At 60.0% G+C, this 15,800-nt stretch carries 15 protein-coding genes; 2 read left to right on the plus strand and 13 right to left on the minus strand.

The window, feature by feature from the left end; translation table 11 throughout:
• Positions 1 to 35: 35 nt before the first annotated feature.
• Complete coding sequence (locus NQH49_RS12075) at positions 36 to 2,624, plus strand: ATP-binding protein (protein WP_256696774.1); 2,589 nt, start codon at positions 36 to 38, stop codon at positions 2,622 to 2,624.
• Here NQH49_RS12075 and phnE (NQH49_RS12080) read toward each other — a convergent pair.
• The 13 genes from phnE (NQH49_RS12080) to phnF form a co-directional block, all read right to left on the minus strand.
• Complete coding sequence (phnE, locus tag NQH49_RS12080; protein WP_154181652.1) at positions 2,578 to 3,462, minus strand: phosphonate ABC transporter, permease protein PhnE; 885 nt, start codon at positions 3,460 to 3,462, stop codon at positions 2,578 to 2,580. The genes NQH49_RS12075 and phnE (NQH49_RS12080) overlap by 47 nt on opposite strands.
• Positions 3,459 to 4,322 (minus strand): phosphonate ABC transporter, permease protein PhnE, encoded by an 864-nt coding sequence (gene phnE / locus NQH49_RS12085; protein ID WP_256696775.1) that lies wholly within the window; start codon positions 4,320 to 4,322, stop codon positions 3,459 to 3,461. Before phnE (NQH49_RS12085) ends, phnE (NQH49_RS12080) begins: the two co-directional genes overlap by 4 nt.
• 180 nt (positions 4,323 to 4,502) lie before the next feature.
• Entirely contained in the window at positions 4,503 to 5,429 is a 927-nt protein-coding gene (gene phnD / locus NQH49_RS12090; protein WP_256696776.1) for a phosphonate ABC transporter substrate-binding protein, read from the minus strand.
• 26 nt (positions 5,430 to 5,455) lie between these two features.
• A complete protein-coding gene (gene phnC / locus NQH49_RS12095; RefSeq protein WP_061717640.1) occupies positions 5,456 to 6,286 on the minus strand; it encodes a phosphonate ABC transporter ATP-binding protein in 831 nt (276 codons plus the stop codon).
• Positions 6,287 to 6,457: 171 nt separating this feature from the next.
• Positions 6,458 to 6,988 carry a ribose 1,5-bisphosphokinase gene (gene phnN, locus NQH49_RS12100; protein WP_256696777.1) on the minus strand — a complete coding sequence of 177 codons (531 nt, stop codon included), beginning with the start codon at positions 6,986 to 6,988 and terminating at the stop codon, positions 6,458 to 6,460.
• Positions 6,988 to 8,124 carry an alpha-D-ribose 1-methylphosphonate 5-triphosphate diphosphatase gene (phnM, locus tag NQH49_RS12105; RefSeq protein WP_256696778.1) on the minus strand — a complete coding sequence of 379 codons (1,137 nt, stop codon included), beginning with the start codon at positions 8,122 to 8,124 and terminating at the stop codon, positions 6,988 to 6,990. Before phnM ends, phnN begins: the two co-directional genes overlap by 1 nt.
• Entirely contained in the window at positions 8,121 to 8,825 is a 705-nt protein-coding gene (gene phnL / locus NQH49_RS12110; RefSeq protein ID WP_008105503.1) for a phosphonate C-P lyase system protein PhnL, read from the minus strand. Before phnL ends, phnM begins: the two co-directional genes overlap by 4 nt.
• 95 nt (positions 8,826 to 8,920) lie before the next feature.
• On the minus strand, positions 8,921 to 9,682 hold the full coding sequence (gene phnK / locus NQH49_RS12115; RefSeq protein ID WP_256696779.1) for a phosphonate C-P lyase system protein PhnK: 762 nt from the start codon (positions 9,680 to 9,682) through the stop codon (positions 8,921 to 8,923).
• Positions 9,672 to 10,520: an alpha-D-ribose 1-methylphosphonate 5-phosphate C-P-lyase PhnJ gene (locus NQH49_RS12120; RefSeq protein ID WP_256696780.1), complete on the minus strand. Its 849-nt coding sequence runs from the start codon at positions 10,518 to 10,520 to the stop codon at positions 9,672 to 9,674. The genes phnK and NQH49_RS12120 overlap by 11 nt, the downstream gene beginning before the upstream one ends.
• Complete coding sequence (locus NQH49_RS12125; RefSeq protein WP_256696781.1) at positions 10,513 to 11,589, minus strand: carbon-phosphorus lyase complex subunit; 1,077 nt, start codon at positions 11,587 to 11,589, stop codon at positions 10,513 to 10,515. The genes NQH49_RS12120 and NQH49_RS12125 overlap by 8 nt, the downstream gene beginning before the upstream one ends.
• Positions 11,589 to 12,164 carry a phosphonate C-P lyase system protein PhnH gene (gene phnH / locus NQH49_RS12130; RefSeq protein ID WP_256696782.1) on the minus strand — a complete coding sequence of 192 codons (576 nt, stop codon included), beginning with the start codon at positions 12,162 to 12,164 and terminating at the stop codon, positions 11,589 to 11,591. Before phnH ends, NQH49_RS12125 begins: the two co-directional genes overlap by 1 nt.
• Positions 12,164 to 12,610, minus strand: coding sequence for a phosphonate C-P lyase system protein PhnG (phnG, locus tag NQH49_RS12135; RefSeq protein WP_008105514.1), 447 nt, complete (start codon positions 12,608 to 12,610; stop codon positions 12,164 to 12,166). The genes phnH and phnG overlap by 1 nt, the downstream gene beginning before the upstream one ends.
• The gene (phnF, locus tag NQH49_RS12140; RefSeq protein ID WP_256696784.1) at positions 12,607 to 13,323 is read right to left on the minus strand and encodes a phosphonate metabolism transcriptional regulator PhnF; all 717 of its coding nucleotides are present in this window, start codon (positions 13,321 to 13,323) and stop codon (positions 12,607 to 12,609) included. Before phnF ends, phnG begins: the two co-directional genes overlap by 4 nt.
• 309 nt (positions 13,324 to 13,632) lie before the next feature.
• Here phnF and NQH49_RS12145 point away from each other — a divergent pair, with 309 nt between their 5' ends.
• Entirely contained in the window at positions 13,633 to 15,798 is a 2,166-nt protein-coding gene (locus NQH49_RS12145) for a bifunctional diguanylate cyclase/phosphodiesterase (protein ID WP_256696785.1), read from the plus strand.
• The last annotated feature ends 2 nt before the right edge of the window (positions 15,799 to 15,800 follow it).

Consider the following 15,800-nt stretch of genomic DNA (forward strand, 5'->3'; position numbering starts at 1 on the left):
ACTCGCCAGCAGTTGAGCGGTAAGGAGTGGCAGCCATGAGTCACAGTCTGCACTGGCACGCGGGCGCACGCAGTCGCCTGCTGCTGTTTAATCTGCTGGTGATGTCGGTGACGCTGGCGGTGAGTCTGGTGGCTATTTTTGGATTTCGCCACGCAGGTCACATTCAGGAACAGGCGCAGGCGCAAACGCTGGCCGATATGAACGGCAGCCTGGCGCTGGCGCGCGATACCGCCAATGTGGCGATCGCCGCGGTGCGTTTATCGCAGGTGGTCGGCGCGCTGGAGTATCAGAGCGAATCGGCGCGCCTGCAGCAAACGCAGCAGGAGCTGCAACGGTCGCTGAGCTTGCTGGCGAATGCGCCACTGGCGTCGCAACAGCCGCAGCTGCTGACGCGCATCCGCGAACGCAGCCAGATGCTGGAACAGACCATCAACCAATTGCTGCGCGCCGGACATCAGCGCCATCTGCAGCGCAACGTCATGCTCAGCGGGCTGTGGCAATCGCAGCTATTACTCAATCGCATTGACCTGCTAACACGCACCGATTCCCCATCCACCGCGCTGCGCCAGCAAACCCACAGCTTATTCAGCGTGGCGATTCAATCCAGCGCGCCGCAGGCCGCAGTGCAGCAGCTGCAATCGGTGCTCAGTCAGTGGCGGGCGTTAAGGCTCAACGGCGTGCTGAATACGCAAGTACAGCGGCTGATCGCCACCAGCAATGATTTGCAGCCGGTGGCGCAGCAACTGGAACAGAGTGATATCGCCATCGCCTACGCCACTTATCGCATCAAAGCGCTGGTGGCGATGCTCAACGACGACATCACCCATTACGTGCAGCTGGTGGCGCAGCAGAGCGACGCCCGCAGCGCTGTAACCCATGAAGAGCTGGATTCGATCATCGGCTTTATCGGCCTGTTTATGCTGCTGGCGCTGCTGATCACCGGTTACGCCGGTTACTACATCTACCGCAATCTCGGTTCGAGTCTCACCGCCATCGCGCACGCCATGACCCGGCTGGCGCAGGGGGAAAAGAGCGTCAACGTGCCGGGTCTGGCGCGGCGCGATGAGCTGGGCGATCTGGCGCGCGCCTTCAACGTGTTTGCGCGCAACACCGCGTCGCTGGCGCACACCTCGCGCCTGCTGAAAGAGAAAAGCAACCAGCTGGAATCCACCTTCCTCGCCATGCGCGACGGCTTTGCGCTGTTTGATAACAGCGGCCAGCTGGTGGTGTGGAATGCGCAATATGCCGAGCTGCTGGGCATTGCGCCGCGCGAACTGCATCGCGGCTTGCACTATCAACAGCTTTTAAAACGCGTCGATGTTGAGCTCAATGGCTTAGCCGATGCGCAGGAAGTGCGGCTGGCGGATGGACGCACGCTGGAGCTGCGTTTCAGCCCGGTGCCACGGCGCGGCATGGTGAATACCGTGCTGGAGCGCACCACGCGCAAGGCGCTGGAAGAGGCGCTGCTGCACAGCCAGAAGATGAAAGCGGTTGGACAGCTCACCGGCGGACTGGCGCACGACTTCAATAATCTGCTGGCGGTGATCATCGGCAGCCTGGCGTTAACCGTCGATCAGCTGCCGCCCGGCACGCTCGCCAGCCGTATCGATCGTGCACGTCAGGCTGCCGACCGCGCGGCGCAGCTGACGCAGCGTTTGCTGGCGTTCTCGCGCAAACAGGCGCTCTATCCGCGCGCGGTGTCGGTGGTGGAACTGGTGGATAATCTGCATTCGCTGCTGCAACACGCACTTTTGCCCGGCCAGCAGCTGGTGATCGATGCGCAACGTCCCGGCTGGCCAGCGTGGATCGATGCCGGACAGCTGGAGAATGCGCTGATCAATTTGGTGGTCAACGCGCGCGATGCGATGACGCAGCAGAGCGGCGAAATCCGCCTGCGTATCTGGAATCAGCGTAAACAGGAAGCCGACGGCAAGCGCGATCGCGTCACCATTGAAGTAATCGATCACGGCTGCGGCATGTCGGCCGAGGTGCGCGAACAGGTGTTCGAGCCGTTCTTCACCACCAAAGCGATCGGCAGCGGCAGCGGTTTGGGCTTATCGATGGTGTATGGCTTTGTGCGTCAATCCGGCGGCCAGATCGAGCTGGAAACCGCGCCGGGGCAAGGCACCACCGTGCGGCTGTTATTGCCGCGCGCGCCCGAAGCGGCACAGCCGCTCAACGTGCCGCCGCCGCTGGTGCCGCAGGCCAGCAACGATCGGCTGGTGTTGGTGCTGGATGATGAACCGACGGTGCGACAAACGCTGTGCGAACATCTGCATCAGCTGGGTTATCTGACGCTGGAGTGTGGCGACGGCGAAAGCGCGCTGACGCTGCTGCGCCAGACGCCGGATATCGATCTGTTAATCAGTGATTTGATGCTGCCGGGCGGCATCAACGGCGCGGATGTGATTCGCCAGGCGCAGGCGCAGTGGCCACATCTGGCGACGGTGTTGATCAGCGGTCAGGATCTGCGCCAGACGCAGGTGACGCTGCCGCTGTGTGAGCGGCTGGCGAAACCCTGGCATCAGGCGCAGCTGGTGCAGGCGCTGGAGCGCGCCTGGCAGCGCAGTGAACGGCTTAGTCGCGCGCGGCAGGCTGCCACAACGGCACCCCTTTCCCCGTGATGTAACGTTTACGCAGCTTGCTGGAGACCATGTCCATGATCATCACCACCGCCACCAGAATCAGGGTCAGGAACATCACCACATCCCAGTTCCACAAGCGCATGTTCTCGGCATACACCAGACCCACGCCACCCGCGCCAACAAAGCCCAGCACCGCTGCGGAGCGGGTGTTGGACTCTATCTGATACAGGCTGAGCGCGAGGAAGGTCGGGAACGACTGGGTGAAAATGCCGTAGCGATGTTTTTGCAGGCTGTTCGCGCCGACCGCGCTGAGGCCGCGACTCGGTGAACGCTCCACCGCTTCGTGCCCTTCGGCATAGAGTTTGCCGAGCAAGCCGACATCCTGCATCACAATCGCCAGCACGCCAGCCAGCGGTCCCATGCCGACGGCGCGCACAAAGATCAGCCCCCAAATCGCCATGTCGATGCCGCGCAGCACATCCAGCACGCGGCGTACCACCAGTGAAATCGGTCGCGTAACCGGATCGTGCATGACGTTTCGCGCCGCCAGGAACGAGACCGGCAAGGCAATTAAAGATGCGGTTAGCGTGCCGGAGAACACAATCGCCAGCGTAATCCCGACCTGCGTGAAGTAGTAACCAAACGGCCAGTTGAGGAAATCCTGCCAGACAAACATGCGCAGGAAATAGCGGCTGAGCTGCTGGCAGCCAATCAGAAAACGGCTCCACTCAATGCCAAAGAACTCGAAGAAGAACAGGTAATAGAGCGCGATGGCAAGCGCCACCAGCGCAACGCGGCGCAGATAGCGGTTCTGCGCGGCAAACAGGGCGGCATGCTCCTGCTTGAGTTTGGCGACATCCGGCGCTAAGGCGATCATGCTGTGTCTCCTTCCACTACGCGGCGACGCAGCCAGCCGGACAGCGTATCCAGCAGCGACACCACCACAATGATCAGCAACAGCGTGATGCTGACCTGATCGTAACGATCGAGTTTGATATTGGTCATCAGCTCTTGCCCGATACCGCCCGCGCCGACCAAACCAAGGATGGTTGAGGAGCGGAAGTTGATTTCCAGACGCATAAAGCTGTAGGAGAGAAACGTCGGTTTGACCTGCGGCCAGAAGGCAAAGCGCATGCGCTGCAGTTTGCTGGCACCGCACGCCGCAAGTCCGCGCACCGGTTTATCCGAGGCGCTCTCAATCGCTTCGTAAAACAGCTTGGTCAGGCTGCCGACAGTGTGCAGCGCCAGCGCGAGGAAGCCGGGAATAGCGCCAATGCCGAACGCCATCACGAACATCACCGCCCACGCCAGTTCCGGCATGGTACGCAGGAAGGCGACAAAGGCGCGGATCGCCACGCGCAGGCTGCGCGGCGTTTGCGTGTTGTCGGCGGCGAAAAACGCCAGCACGCCCGCCACGGCCACCGCCACGATGGTGGACGACAGCGCCAGCTGCAAGGTTTCCCAGATCAGCGGCAGCTGGAAGTGTAAGCGATAGCCCCAATAGGCCAGCGAGCCCTCGGTTTTGCCGTCGGCGAACAGCAGTGAAAGATGCAGCACCGGCATAGTTTCGCCGATGTAGTCAAAAAAGTGTGGCAGCGACTGCCAGACGGTGAGCAGGTTAAATTCCGCCATCTTGCCCGCGGCCAGATAGAGCGCCAGCAACAGCAGCGACCACAGCAGCGAGTCGCGCTTTTGCTGGCGGCGGATGCGTTGGTAGTAGTGTTCGAAATCGGTCAAGGGGGGATTCCTGTTGGTTGGGGACTGGAGTGTGCTCGCTGTCCCCCTCCTCGGTCCTCCCCCATTAATGGGGGAGGAAGATGCTGCAAAATGCGAGTTTGGGAGTTGCATGTGGCAGCATCTCCTTCCCCCACTTGTGGGGGAAGGACGGGATGGGGGACAGCGAGCACCCCACCTAAATTAACCGCGCGTACCCTTCATCAAATCACGCTTCATATCGATGATGTTCTGATAATCCGCCACGGTCGCTGGACCGATGTGCTGGGCACCGCCAACCGCTTTAACAAAGCAGCCGTGATCTTCTTTATCCAGTTTCTTGATGGTGGCCACCACCTTCGCTTTGAAGTCAGCGGGCAGATTGTTGCTCACCAGAATCGGACCGTTCGGGATCAGCGGCGACTGCCAGATGATGCGGATCTGCTTCATCAGGTCAGGATGATCCATGCGAATCAAACGGCCAAAGGCACCCGAGGTATAACCGGTTTCACGGTCGCCAATCAGCGACGTCCAGGTCACCGCGCCGTCGAACTGACCGTTCAGCACGCCGAGGATGTCCTGCTCGTGGCCGCCGGAGAAGGTGACGCTGGAGAAGGTGTTGTTGTACTTATCGTCCACCGTGCCGCCGAACTCTTTCTTGAACGCCTGGTTCGGCATCAGGAAGCCCGAGGTTGAATCGGGATCGGCCATGCCGAACGATTTGCCTTTCAGGTCTTCCAGCTTTTTGTATGGGCTGTCAGCCTTAACGATCACCACTGAGTGATAACCCTGAGACCCGTCTTTGTCGTCCACCACGATGCCCACCACATCCACCGCTTTCGGGTTTTGCAGGTAAACCGAGGCATACGAAGCCGGCGACATGCTCAGCACCAGATCGATTTTGTTACCCAGCAAGCCCTGAATCACGCCTGAATAGTCAGACGAGTTGCGCAGTTTGGTATCCACCTGCAACTCTTTGTCGAAGAAATCTTTCACACACTGGTTGTCACCAATCTGCTGCGTGGCGTTCTGGCCGCCAAGAATCCCGAGGTTCAACTCTTTTGGTGCATCCGCTGCGTTTGCGCCAAATGCCATCGCAATAGTCAGTAAAGCTAAAGAAGTCAGTTTCATTCTTAGGTTTTCTCTTGCTGTGGGAGTTAGTGGAGCTGGTTAATTTCGTCGCCGTACAGCTCATGCATCAGGCCGTCGGTCAACTGGGAAGGATGTCCATCGAACAGGATTTTGCCGCGCTGAATGCCGATCACGCGGGTGCAGTAGCTTTTAACCAGTTCGATGGAGTGCAGGTTTACCATCACGCTGATGCCCTGCTCGCTCACCTGACGCAGCACATCCATGATGCGTTTGGTGTTTTTCGGATCGAGTGACGCCACGGGTTCATCCGCCAGCAAAATGCGCGGGTTCTGCATCAGCGCCCGACAAATCGCCACACGCTGCATCTGGCCGCCGGAGAGGTTTTCCGCACGCTGCAGCGCCTGCGGCAGCATGTTCATCCACTGCAGCAGTTCGATAGCGCGAGCGCGGTCGGTTTCGGAGAAGACCTTGAAGAACGATTTCAGCGTCGAGGTCTGGCTCAAACGACCGAGCAGTACGTTGGTCAGCACATCGAGGCGTGGCACCAGACAGAAGTCCTGGAAGATCATGCCGCATTCGGTGCGCCACTCGCGCATCTGGCGGCTATTCAGCGTCACCACATCGCGATCCACTTCGCCGTGGCGATTGCTGAGGATGGCGCCCTGCGACGCACTGATGGTGCCGTTCAGCATGTGTAACAGTGTCGATTTGCCTGCGCCTGAGCGGCCAATCACCGCCACCAACTCGCCCGCATGCAGATCGAAGCTGACGTTATCCAGCACCTGATTGGCGCCGTAGGTTTTGCACAATCCCTGCACCGACAACACCTTGTTGCCCTGCCCTGTAACATGCGGGTAAGGATTGTCGACCACGGTTTTCAGTAATGCCTGTGCCATGTTGCACTCCATCTCTTCTGAGGTGTTGATTGCCCGCTATTACGGGCAAAGCGGATGAAAGCTTGATGACAGTAAAATGATTAAACAGTGACAGCATCCGCCGCCGCCGTAGGGTCGCCATTTATGGTGACCTCATTACACCGATGCACCAGGTCGCCATGAATGGCGACCCTACGGGGCAATGAGCTGGCGTAGATGCTCGAGCGTGTCGCTTAACGCACCATCGTTATTCAGCGCATGACAATGCGCGGGCAGCGGTTCGGCGGCGCGCGCCAGCCGTCTTTCGATCTCCGCTTCCGACTCGCGCCCACGCTGTCGCAATCGCGTCTCCAGCACCGCTGGCGAAACCTGCAACACCAGCGGCAGCAGCTGCGTGCCGTAATGCTGCTGCACAATCGGCAGATGCAGGCGTGAACCGTTAACCAGCACGTTCAGCCCGCGCGCCAGCCACAGATCGATCTCCTCGCCCAGCCCGTAATGCATGCCGTGCGCCTGCCAGCTCACGGCGAACAACCCCAGCGCCTCGCGCCGTCGGAATTCCGCCTCGCTCAGCGCCACATGGTTCTCGCCGCCCGCATCGGCGGCGCGCGTGATGTAGCGATGGGCGATCAGCAGATTCTCCGGCGGCGCTTCCCGCAGCGCGTTCAGCAGGCTGTCTTTTCCCGAGCCCGAAGGCCCGGTAAGCCAGATCAGGCGCGCCATCAGAACACCTGCTTGCCTTGCGACCAGACGTGACGAATGTGCGAATGACCATGTTCGGTATGCGCCAGCACCAGATCGGCACGCAGCCCTTCGGCGATGCGGCCGCGATCGTGCAGGCCAATCGCCCGCGCCGGATTTCTGGTCACCAGCGCAGCCGCCTGCGGCAGCGTCAGCGTGTTGCGCTCATCGGCCACCAGGCGGAACACCGCATCCAGCAAGCTGGCGGGATAGTAGTCGGAGGAGAGAATATCCAGCAGGCCGTGGCTGGCGAGGTCCGCCGCCGCCACGTTGCCGGAGTGCGAACCGCCGCGCACGATGTTGGGCGCGCCCATCAGCACCTGCATGCCGCATTCACGCGAGGCGCGTGCCGCCTCCAGCGTGGTGGGGAATTCAGCGATGGCGCTGCCGACGTCATGAGATTCCGCCACGTGCGCCGCCGTAGCGTCGTCGTGGCTGGCGAGCGGAATACCGCGCGAACGGCACAAACTGGAGATGGCGTTGCGATTCGGCGTGGAGAACTCGGCGGCCAGCGCCAGCTGCTCACGCTCAAACTGATCCATCTGCTCGTCGTTGAGCTGATATTTGCCTTGATAATAGGTGCGATACATCTCCAGCGAGGCGTACTGACGCTGACCCGGCGAGTGATCCATCAGTGACACCAGCGACAGTTCTGGCGTGTTCATCAGCTTTTCAAACAGTGGCAGCGTGGTGTGATGCGGCAGCTCACAGCGCAGATGCAAATGGTGATCGGCGCGATTAATACCTTTGCGATTGCTGTCCTGAATCGCCTCAATCATCTTGTTGAGGTTTTCAATGCGATGCCCGCCATCGCGCACGTCGCCGACGCCAATTGCATCCAGCACCGTGGTGATGCCGCTGGCGACCATCAGCGCATCGTGGCTGCTCATCGCCGAGTGCGCCGGCCAATCCACTTTTGGGCGTGGCGTGAAGAACTTGTCGAGATTATCGGTGTGCAGCTCCACCAAACCCGGCAGCAGGAAGGCGTTTTCGCCATCCAGCGCGCCCGGCAATTGGCTGACGCTGTCGCTAAAGCTGGCGATGCACCCGTCGCGAATCTCCAGTGAACCCGGCACTACGGCCTGCTCCAGCACCAGCCGGACGTTATTAATGATCATGCTTCTGCTCCTGCTTTCATTGGCTGCATGACGTGCAGGCGATCGGCTACGCGTTCGCGCACCGCTTCGTCATGGAAAATACCGACAATGGCGGCACCGCGGGCGCGCGCCTGTTCAATCAGTTCCACTACGGCGGCGCTGTTGGCGCTGTCGAGCGAGGCGGTTGGCTCATCCAGCAGCAGCACCGGATAGTCGGCGATAAAACCGCGCGCGATGTTGACGCGCTGCTGCTCGCCGCCCGAGAAGGTGGACGGCGCCAGCGACCACAAACGCTCCGGCACGTTAAGGCGCGTCAGCAGCTCTTTGGCGCGCTTCTCGCAGAAGGCGCGCTCGGTGCCACGCTCCAGCAGCGGCTGCATGACGATCTCCAGCGTCGGCACGCGAGGAATGACGCGCAAAAACTGGCTGACCCAGCCGACGGTGTGACAGCGAATCGCCAGAATCTGCCGCGCGGGGGCGTTGGCCATGTCGATCCATTCGCCCTGATGTTGCAGCCAGATGTGGCCGCTGTTGGCCTGATAGTTGCCGTACAGCGCACGCAGCAGCGTGGATTTTCCGCTGCCGGAGCGGCCATGCAGCACCACGCATTCGCCGCCGCTGACTTCAAGATTGGCGTCCTGCAATACCGGCAGCGCAGCGCTGCTTTGGTTGTGCAGCACAAAGGTTTTGCTCAGATGCTCGACGCGCAGTAAAGGTTGCATAGTGATGTCCTGATGGTTTTGGAGAAGGTCGCCATAAATGGCGCCCCTACGACGTGCCATATGTAGGGTCGCCATTTATGGCGACCTTGTTCATCTCAACTCAGCACCGATGAAACCAGCAGCTGGGTATAGGGATGATGCGGATCGTCCAGCACCCGATCGGTCAACCCGCTCTCCACCACGCGGCCCTGCTTCATCACCAGCAGGCGATGTGCCAGCAACCGCGCCACGCCGAGATCGTGCGTCACAATCACCACCGCCAGGTTCAGCTCGCGCACCAGCGTGCGCAGCAGATCCAGCAGGCGCGCCTGCACTGATACATCCAGCCCGCCGGTCGGTTCATCCATAAACACCAGCGTTGGCTGCGTCACCAGGTTGCGCGCAATCTGTAAACGCTGCTGCATGCCGCCCGAGAACGTGGTGGGCAGATCGTCGATGCGATTGGCGGGGATCTCCACATCCTGCAGCCAGCGCATCGCCTCTTTGCGGATATCGCCGTAATGACGCTGACCTATCGCCATCAGGCGCTCGCCGATATTGCCGCCCGCTGTCACCTGCGGACGCAAACCGTCGAGCGGATGCTGATGCACCACGCCCCATTCGGTACGCAGCAAGCGGCGGCGATCGCTCTCGCTCAGCTGATAGAGATCCTGGGCGCGATAGAGAATGTTGCCGTGCTGCGGCGCCAGGCGTGCCGACAGGCTGCGCAGCAAGGTGGTTTTACCGGATCCGGATTCCCCCACGATGCCTAGCACTTCGCCGGGATAGAGCTCAAAACTCACCTCTTCAAAGCCTTTACCGGGCGCATAAAGGTGGGTGAGATTGTTGACCGCAAGCAGCGGTTGTTCACTGTGCATGCTGTTGTTCCTGCTGCTGGTGGCAAAAATCGGTATCGGAGCAGACAAACATGCGCGTACCGGCGTCATCCATCACCACCTCGTCGAGGTAGCTGTGGCGCGAACCGCACAGCGCACAGGGTTCTTCCCACTGCTGCACGCTGAACGGGTGATCGTCGAAGTCGAGGCTTTCCACTTTGGTGTAGGGCGGCAGCGCATAAATGCGTTTTTCCCGCCCGGCACCAAACAGCTGCAGCGCCGGCATCATGTGCATCTTCGGGTTGTCGAATTTGGGGATTGGCGACGGATCCATCACGTAGCGATCGTTGACCTTCACCGGATAAGCGTAAGTGGTGGCGATGTGGCCGTAGCGGGCGATATCTTCATACAGTTTTACCTGCATGATGCCGTACTCCTCCAGCGCGTGCATGGTGCGGGTTTCGGTCTCGCGCGGCTCGATAAAGCGCAGCGGCTCGGGGATTGGCACCTGGAAAATCAGGATCTGGTCTTCCTCGAGCGGCGTTTCCGGAATGCGGTGACGCGTCTGGATCAGCGTGGCGTCACGGGTCGCTTCGGTGGTGCCCGCGCCGCTGACGCGCTGGAAGAAGCGGCGAATCGATACCGCATTGGTGGTGTCATCCGCGCCCTGATCGATCACCTTGAGCACATCGGCATCGCCAATGATGCTGGCGGTGATCTGAATGCCGCCGGTGCCCCAGCCGTACGGCATCGGCATTTCGCGTCCGGCAAACGGCACCTGATAACCGGGAATCGCCACCGCTTTCAATATGGCGCGGCGGATGGTGCGTTTGGTCTGCTCATCCAGATAACCGTTGTTGTAGCCGGTTAACTCACTCATGGTTCTGCTCCTGATGCTGTTGGCGCAGCCGTTTCAGCAGCTCAAGCTCCGCCTGGAAATCGACGTAGTGCGGCAGTTTCAGATGCGAGACAAAGCCCGCCGCTTCCACGTTGTCGGCATGCGACAGCACAAACTCTTCGTCCTGCGCCGGACCGGCAATGCGTTCGTTGTACTCAGACGCCTGCAACGCGCGATCCACCAGCGCCATCGCCATCGCTTTGCGTTCGGAGCGACCAAACACCAGGCCGTAACCGCGCGTAAAGTGCGGTGCGCTGTCAGTTTCGGTGGTGAAGCCGTTGACCATCTCGCATTCGGTCAGCAGGATTTCGCCAATCTCAATTTCAAAGCCCAGCTCTTCCGGGCAGATGGCGACGCTGAGATAGCCGGTACGAATTTCGCCCGCGAACGGATGGTTGCGACCGTAGCCGCGCTGCGTCGAGTAGCCCAGCGCCAGCAAGAAACCTTCGTCGCCGCGCACCAGCTGTTGCAGGCGTGCGGCACGCGTGGCCGGATAACCCGGCGGTTCGCGGGTGATGTCGCACGGCTCGCTGCCGTCATCCTCTTCGCGTGCTGCTAATCCTTCTGCGGTCATCATGCTGAACACGTGCGGACAGCGCTCGGGCAGCGCCTGATGGTCACGCGGTGCGGCGGGCGTTTCGCCGTTTGCTAACAGCGTGAAATCAAGCAGACGATGGCTGTAATCGTAGGTTGGACCGAGAACCTGGCCGCCCGGCAGATCTTTGTAGACGGCGGAGATACGGCGTTCGAGGCGCATCTCCTCTGTTTTTAGCGCCAGGCTGTCGGCGAGGCGCGGCAGCGTGGTGCGATAGGCGCGCAGCAGGAAGATCGCTTCGACCAGATCGCCACTCGCCTGTTTAATCGCTAAGGCCGCCAGCTGCGGATCGTAGATGCCGCCTTCGGTCATCACGCGATCGACCGCTAAACCCAGCTGTTGCGCGACCTGATCGCAGCCCAGTTCGGCGACGTCGCGATCGCCACGGCGCAGATCGGCCTGCAGCTCATGGGCGCTGGCAATCGCCTTTTCGCCCCCTTTCACCGCAACGTACATCAGCACACCTCCACGTCGGTGGTGCGTGGCAGCGCCATCATCACTTCACCGCAGGTGAAAATCAGATCCACGCCCTGTGGGAACGGATGCGGACGCTCGCGCAGATAGTGCAGAATCGCTTCCGGCAGTTGCGGCGCAATGGCACGTGATTCACGTAAGCCGGGACCAGAAAGACGCAGCGTTAAACCGCCGCTCAGTGACGGCACTTCCACAATCAGCGTGGTGCTTTTTTCCGGGGACAGATTGTCGCCAGAGGCGAATAGCGCCGGATCGGGATTGGCCGCCGCGTGCGTCAGCGCAAAGGGGGCATCGCGCTCATCGACAATCGGCACGCCGGTATGGAAACGCAGGTTGCTGCGCACCACGTCGTTATCAATGCGATTATCCAGCCACAATGCGCTCTCCTGATCGACCAGCGTCAGCAGCACCGCTGTAGCCGCCGGCGAAAGATCGCCCCAGCCCTGTTGCAGCGGCAGCGACACCATCACGCCCGGCTCGCTCATCGCTTTGAGAATGCGGCGAAAGGCACGTTGGGCATCAGCCACCGGATGGTTAAAACTTGCCAGTAAAGTCATCAGTTATCTCCGCGAACCAGCGTAAAGAAATCCACTTTGGAGCTGGCGATTTCACGCGCGCGCAGCTGACGCTGCTCTTCACGCAGTGCCGCCAGCGGGGCAATCAATTTTTCCTGCAACAGCGCCTGGGTTTCCGGCTGTTGCAGCAGCGCATCAATCAGCGCGCAGCGTTCAGCGTGCGCTTTGTCGCGCCCCAGCACGTAGCTAAAGCCGAGCGTGCCGTCGTGCAGTTTCACTACCGCGCGCGTTACCGTGGCATCGCCCATCACGAAGCGCTTGCCGCTGCCGCCCATACGCGCCTGCAAACGGGTTAAGCCGGTTTCTGCCGGACGGATACGTTCAAAATCCGCGTTGAGGCGTAACGGCTGCCAGTGCGCCTCGAGCTGGTTGGCATCGCTGTGCGCCAGCACCGAGAGCCAATGCTGGCGGGCTGTTTGCTGTGTCATTCGTGCTCCAGAGTCAGTTCAATCATGTCGCCACGCGTCAGGCTGACGGAGTATTCCGCTACCTGACCGTCGCGGTGTTTATTCAGGGTGCGTACGCACAGCAGCGGCGACTGCAGCGCAATCTCCAGCTGCTTGCACTCTTTGGCCTGCGCGCGACGGGTGCTGATGCGGGTTTGGCTACGCGTCAGGCTCAGGCCGAGCTGCTGCTGCATAAAATCGTGCAGCGAACCGCTGTGGAACTGCTGCAACGCCGGCCACCAGCTGAGTTCCGCCAGGAAGTGATTGATGACGCACACCGCCACGCCATTGACGCGGCGCAGCGTGCGCAAGTGAATGACGTTGTCGCCTTCATTTACGCCCAGCGCGCTGGCCACATCGCTGCTCGCCGGACGCAGCACCGCCAGCAGACGTTCGCTGGTAGGATGGCTGCCCTGCTCCATCAGGTTCTGGCTGAAGCGGGCTTGCGCATGCAGCGGATAATCGTAAGGACGCATCAGCACTAAAATGCCGACGCCGTGACGCCGTTGCAGCAGGCCTTTATTGACCAGCTCGTCAACCGCGCGGCGCAAAGTGTGACGATTCACTTCGTAGTGATCGGCCAACTGCTGCTCGGAAGGCAGATAGTCGCCGCAGCGATAGCGCTCCTGCAGCGCCTGCTCCAGTTGGGCAGCAACGGCCTGATACACAGTGGTCGGATGTCTGGATATCTCCATCACGCTCAATACCTCATTCGCATTGGTTGAGGAACGCAGCGGGCTTGCTGCGGGATGGCGATTACATTGCGCATGTCAGATGACAGCGCCGTGACGGCTCAATGACGGGCGGATGAATTTGTTTTAGGGCAGCAGAATCGCAGCGAAACGGCAGCGGTTTTAATAAATTATTTTTAACTGTTCTGTTTGTGACAGTGTTCAAAAATTTACCGCTTATTTACATCACGATTTCAACAGCCTGACAGAATACAGCCTGTGGATGTTCTGCTAAGTTAAAAGATGAACCCTTCTTGTCAGGCCCACCTTGAAATGATTAACGCAATAAAACTATCGGATGGTTTTCGCCGCAACTTTGTTCGTGAAGTAATTATGCCGCTGATGGCGATTTTGCTACTGACCTTTGTCGGCGCGGGCGTGGGTCTGTTCTGGGGAACATCATTAACCAATACCGAAGCGCGCGATCAGCAACAGCGCATGATCGAGGCTTCGTTCACCCAGAGCCTGACGGAACATCTGCGCCAATTGCGCAGCCTGACGCGCTGGTCACCGCTGGCCGATCAGCTGGCGTCGCCGCATCCCGACCAAAGCTGGCTGACACAAAATGTCGGCGGCTGGCTGTATGACATGTTTGATCACCAGCTGGTGGTGCTGCTGGATCGTGATAACCAGCTGATCAACGTGTGGCGCAACGGCCAGCCGGTGCCGGACAAACGCATCGGTCCTTATTTGCAGGACATGCTGAACAGCCCGCTGGTGCAAAACAGCGATGTGGTGGCGGGCCCAACCGATCACGCCGATTTCGTGCGCATCGGCCAACGCGCTGCCGCGCTGGCGGTGGGCGATATCAGCAGCACCAAACAGGCCGGTCGCTATCGTCTGGTGAGCATTAAGTTTCTTGATGCTGGCTATCTGCGCAACCTTTCCGATCGCAGCCAACTGCGCCAGCTGCACTTCAGCGACAGCGAACCGGCCGGAGAAACCAAAGCGCGCTTTCTGCTGAATTCACAACAGGGCGATCCGGTCGGCTATCTCAGCTGGAATCCGGATAAACCGGGCGCGCAGATGATGCGCACTATTGGCCCTTCTACTTTGTTGTCGGTGCTGCTGATTACTCTGCTGTGTTTGGTGATGGTGCGGCGCATCTGGACCTCGTCACTTAAGCTTTCGCAGTCGCTGCTGAAACTCGGTGCCAGTGAAGCGCAGGCGCAGCATCTGGCCTTTCATGATGTGTTAACCGGTTTGCCGAATCGTTCACTGGTGGAAGATCGCTTAACCCAGGCGCTGGCGGTGGCCGGACGCCACGATCAGCGCGTGGCGCTGCTGCTGCTGGATCTCGATCGCTTCAAAAATATCAATGATACCTACGGCCATCACGCTGGCGATGAACTGATTATTGAGGTGGCGCGTCGACTCAACGAGATTGTGCGCGCCAGCGATACCGTGGGGCGCATCGGCGGCGACGAGTTCATTATTGTGATGCCGGATGTGGAGAATATTGGTCAGGTGCAATCGCTGGCGAAACGCATTATCAGCCGCCTGAGCGAACCGTATCAGCTGGTCGGTAGCGAGCTGTGGATTGGCGTGAGCGTCGGTCTGGCGCTGGCACCGAAGGATGGCATTGATCGAATGGAGCTGATGCGTAAAGCGGACATCGCGCTGTATGACGCCAAGAATCACGGGCGCGGTCAGTATCGCCAGTTTGAGAAAGTGATGGATGAATCGCTGCGCACTCGCCAGCAGATGGCGGCGGATTTGCGTCAGGCGCTGGTGAAATTTGAAGGATTAGCGGTGTGGTATCAGCCGTTGATGGATATCAGCGGCCAGCATGTGGTGGGATTGGAAGCGCTGTTGCGCTGGCATCACGCCATGCGCGGCGACGTTTCGCCCGGTGATTTCATCGCCATCGCCGAAGAGACCGGCATGATCATTCCGCTCGGCGAATGGGTGCTGCGCGAAGCCTGCAAAACCGCGCTGAAGCTGCCGGATATTGTGGTGGCGGTGAACGTCTCGCCGGTGCAGTTCCGCGCGGTGAATTTTGTCGAGCGCATCATCCATATCGTGCAGGAAGAAGGCGCCGATCCGAAACGTATGGAGCTGGAGATCACCGAAGGCGTGCTGATTGAGGATGAACACGAGGCGCGCAACAGTATCATCGCGCTGCGCGAAGCCGGTTTCCGCATTGCATTGGATGATTTTGGTACCGGCTATTCGAGCCTTAATTACCTCAGCACCTTCCCGGTGGACAAGATCAAAATCGACCGATCCTTTACCCAGTCGCTGGGCGTGGCGCAAAACTCGACCGCGATTGTTGAATCGGTGGTGCGGCTGGGCCACGCGATGGGATTGACGGTGACCGCCGAAGGGGTGGAAACCGAAGGCCAGAAAAACGCGCTGGCCGATGCGGGCTGCAATCAGCTGCAAGGGTATTTGTTTAGCCACGCGGTGCCGTTTAGTGAGATTGAGAAGATGATGTGAGT

This window comes from Pantoea trifolii (assembly GCF_024506435.1).
Lineage (GTDB): Bacteria > Pseudomonadota > Gammaproteobacteria > Enterobacterales > Enterobacteriaceae > Pantoea > Pantoea trifolii.

Coding starts and splice junctions, on each gene's coding strand:
- phnF (WP_256696784.1), bottom strand. CDS start 13,323: ATGGAGATATCCAGACATCCGACCACTGTGTATCAGGCCGTTGCTGCC.
- phnH (WP_256696782.1), bottom strand. CDS start 12,164: ATGACTTTACTGGCAAGTTTTAACCATCCGGTGGCTGATGCCCAACGT.
- NQH49_RS12145 (WP_256696785.1), top strand. CDS start 13,633: ATGATTAACGCAATAAAACTATCGGATGGTTTTCGCCGCAACTTTGTT.
- phnL (WP_008105503.1), bottom strand. CDS start 8,825: ATGCAACCTTTACTGCGCGTCGAGCATCTGAGCAAAACCTTTGTGCTG.
- NQH49_RS12075 (WP_256696774.1), top strand. CDS start 36: ATGAGTCACAGTCTGCACTGGCACGCGGGCGCACGCAGTCGCCTGCTG.
- NQH49_RS12125 (WP_256696781.1), bottom strand. CDS start 11,589: ATGTACGTTGCGGTGAAAGGGGGCGAAAAGGCGATTGCCAGCGCCCAT.
- NQH49_RS12120 (WP_256696780.1), bottom strand. CDS start 10,520: ATGAGTGAGTTAACCGGCTACAACAACGGTTATCTGGATGAGCAGACC.
- phnE (WP_154181652.1), bottom strand. CDS start 3,462: ATGATCGCCTTAGCGCCGGATGTCGCCAAACTCAAGCAGGAGCATGCC.
- phnK (WP_256696779.1), bottom strand. CDS start 9,682: ATGCACAGTGAACAACCGCTGCTTGCGGTCAACAATCTCACCCACCTT.
- phnM (WP_256696778.1), bottom strand. CDS start 8,124: ATGATCATTAATAACGTCCGGCTGGTGCTGGAGCAGGCCGTAGTGCCG.
- phnN (WP_256696777.1), bottom strand. CDS start 6,988: ATGGCGCGCCTGATCTGGCTTACCGGGCCTTCGGGCTCGGGAAAAGAC.
- phnC (WP_061717640.1), bottom strand. CDS start 6,286: ATGGCACAGGCATTACTGAAAACCGTGGTCGACAATCCTTACCCGCAT.
- phnG (WP_008105514.1), bottom strand. CDS start 12,610: ATGACACAGCAAACAGCCCGCCAGCATTGGCTCTCGGTGCTGGCGCAC.
- phnD (WP_256696776.1), bottom strand. CDS start 5,429: ATGAAACTGACTTCTTTAGCTTTACTGACTATTGCGATGGCATTTGGC.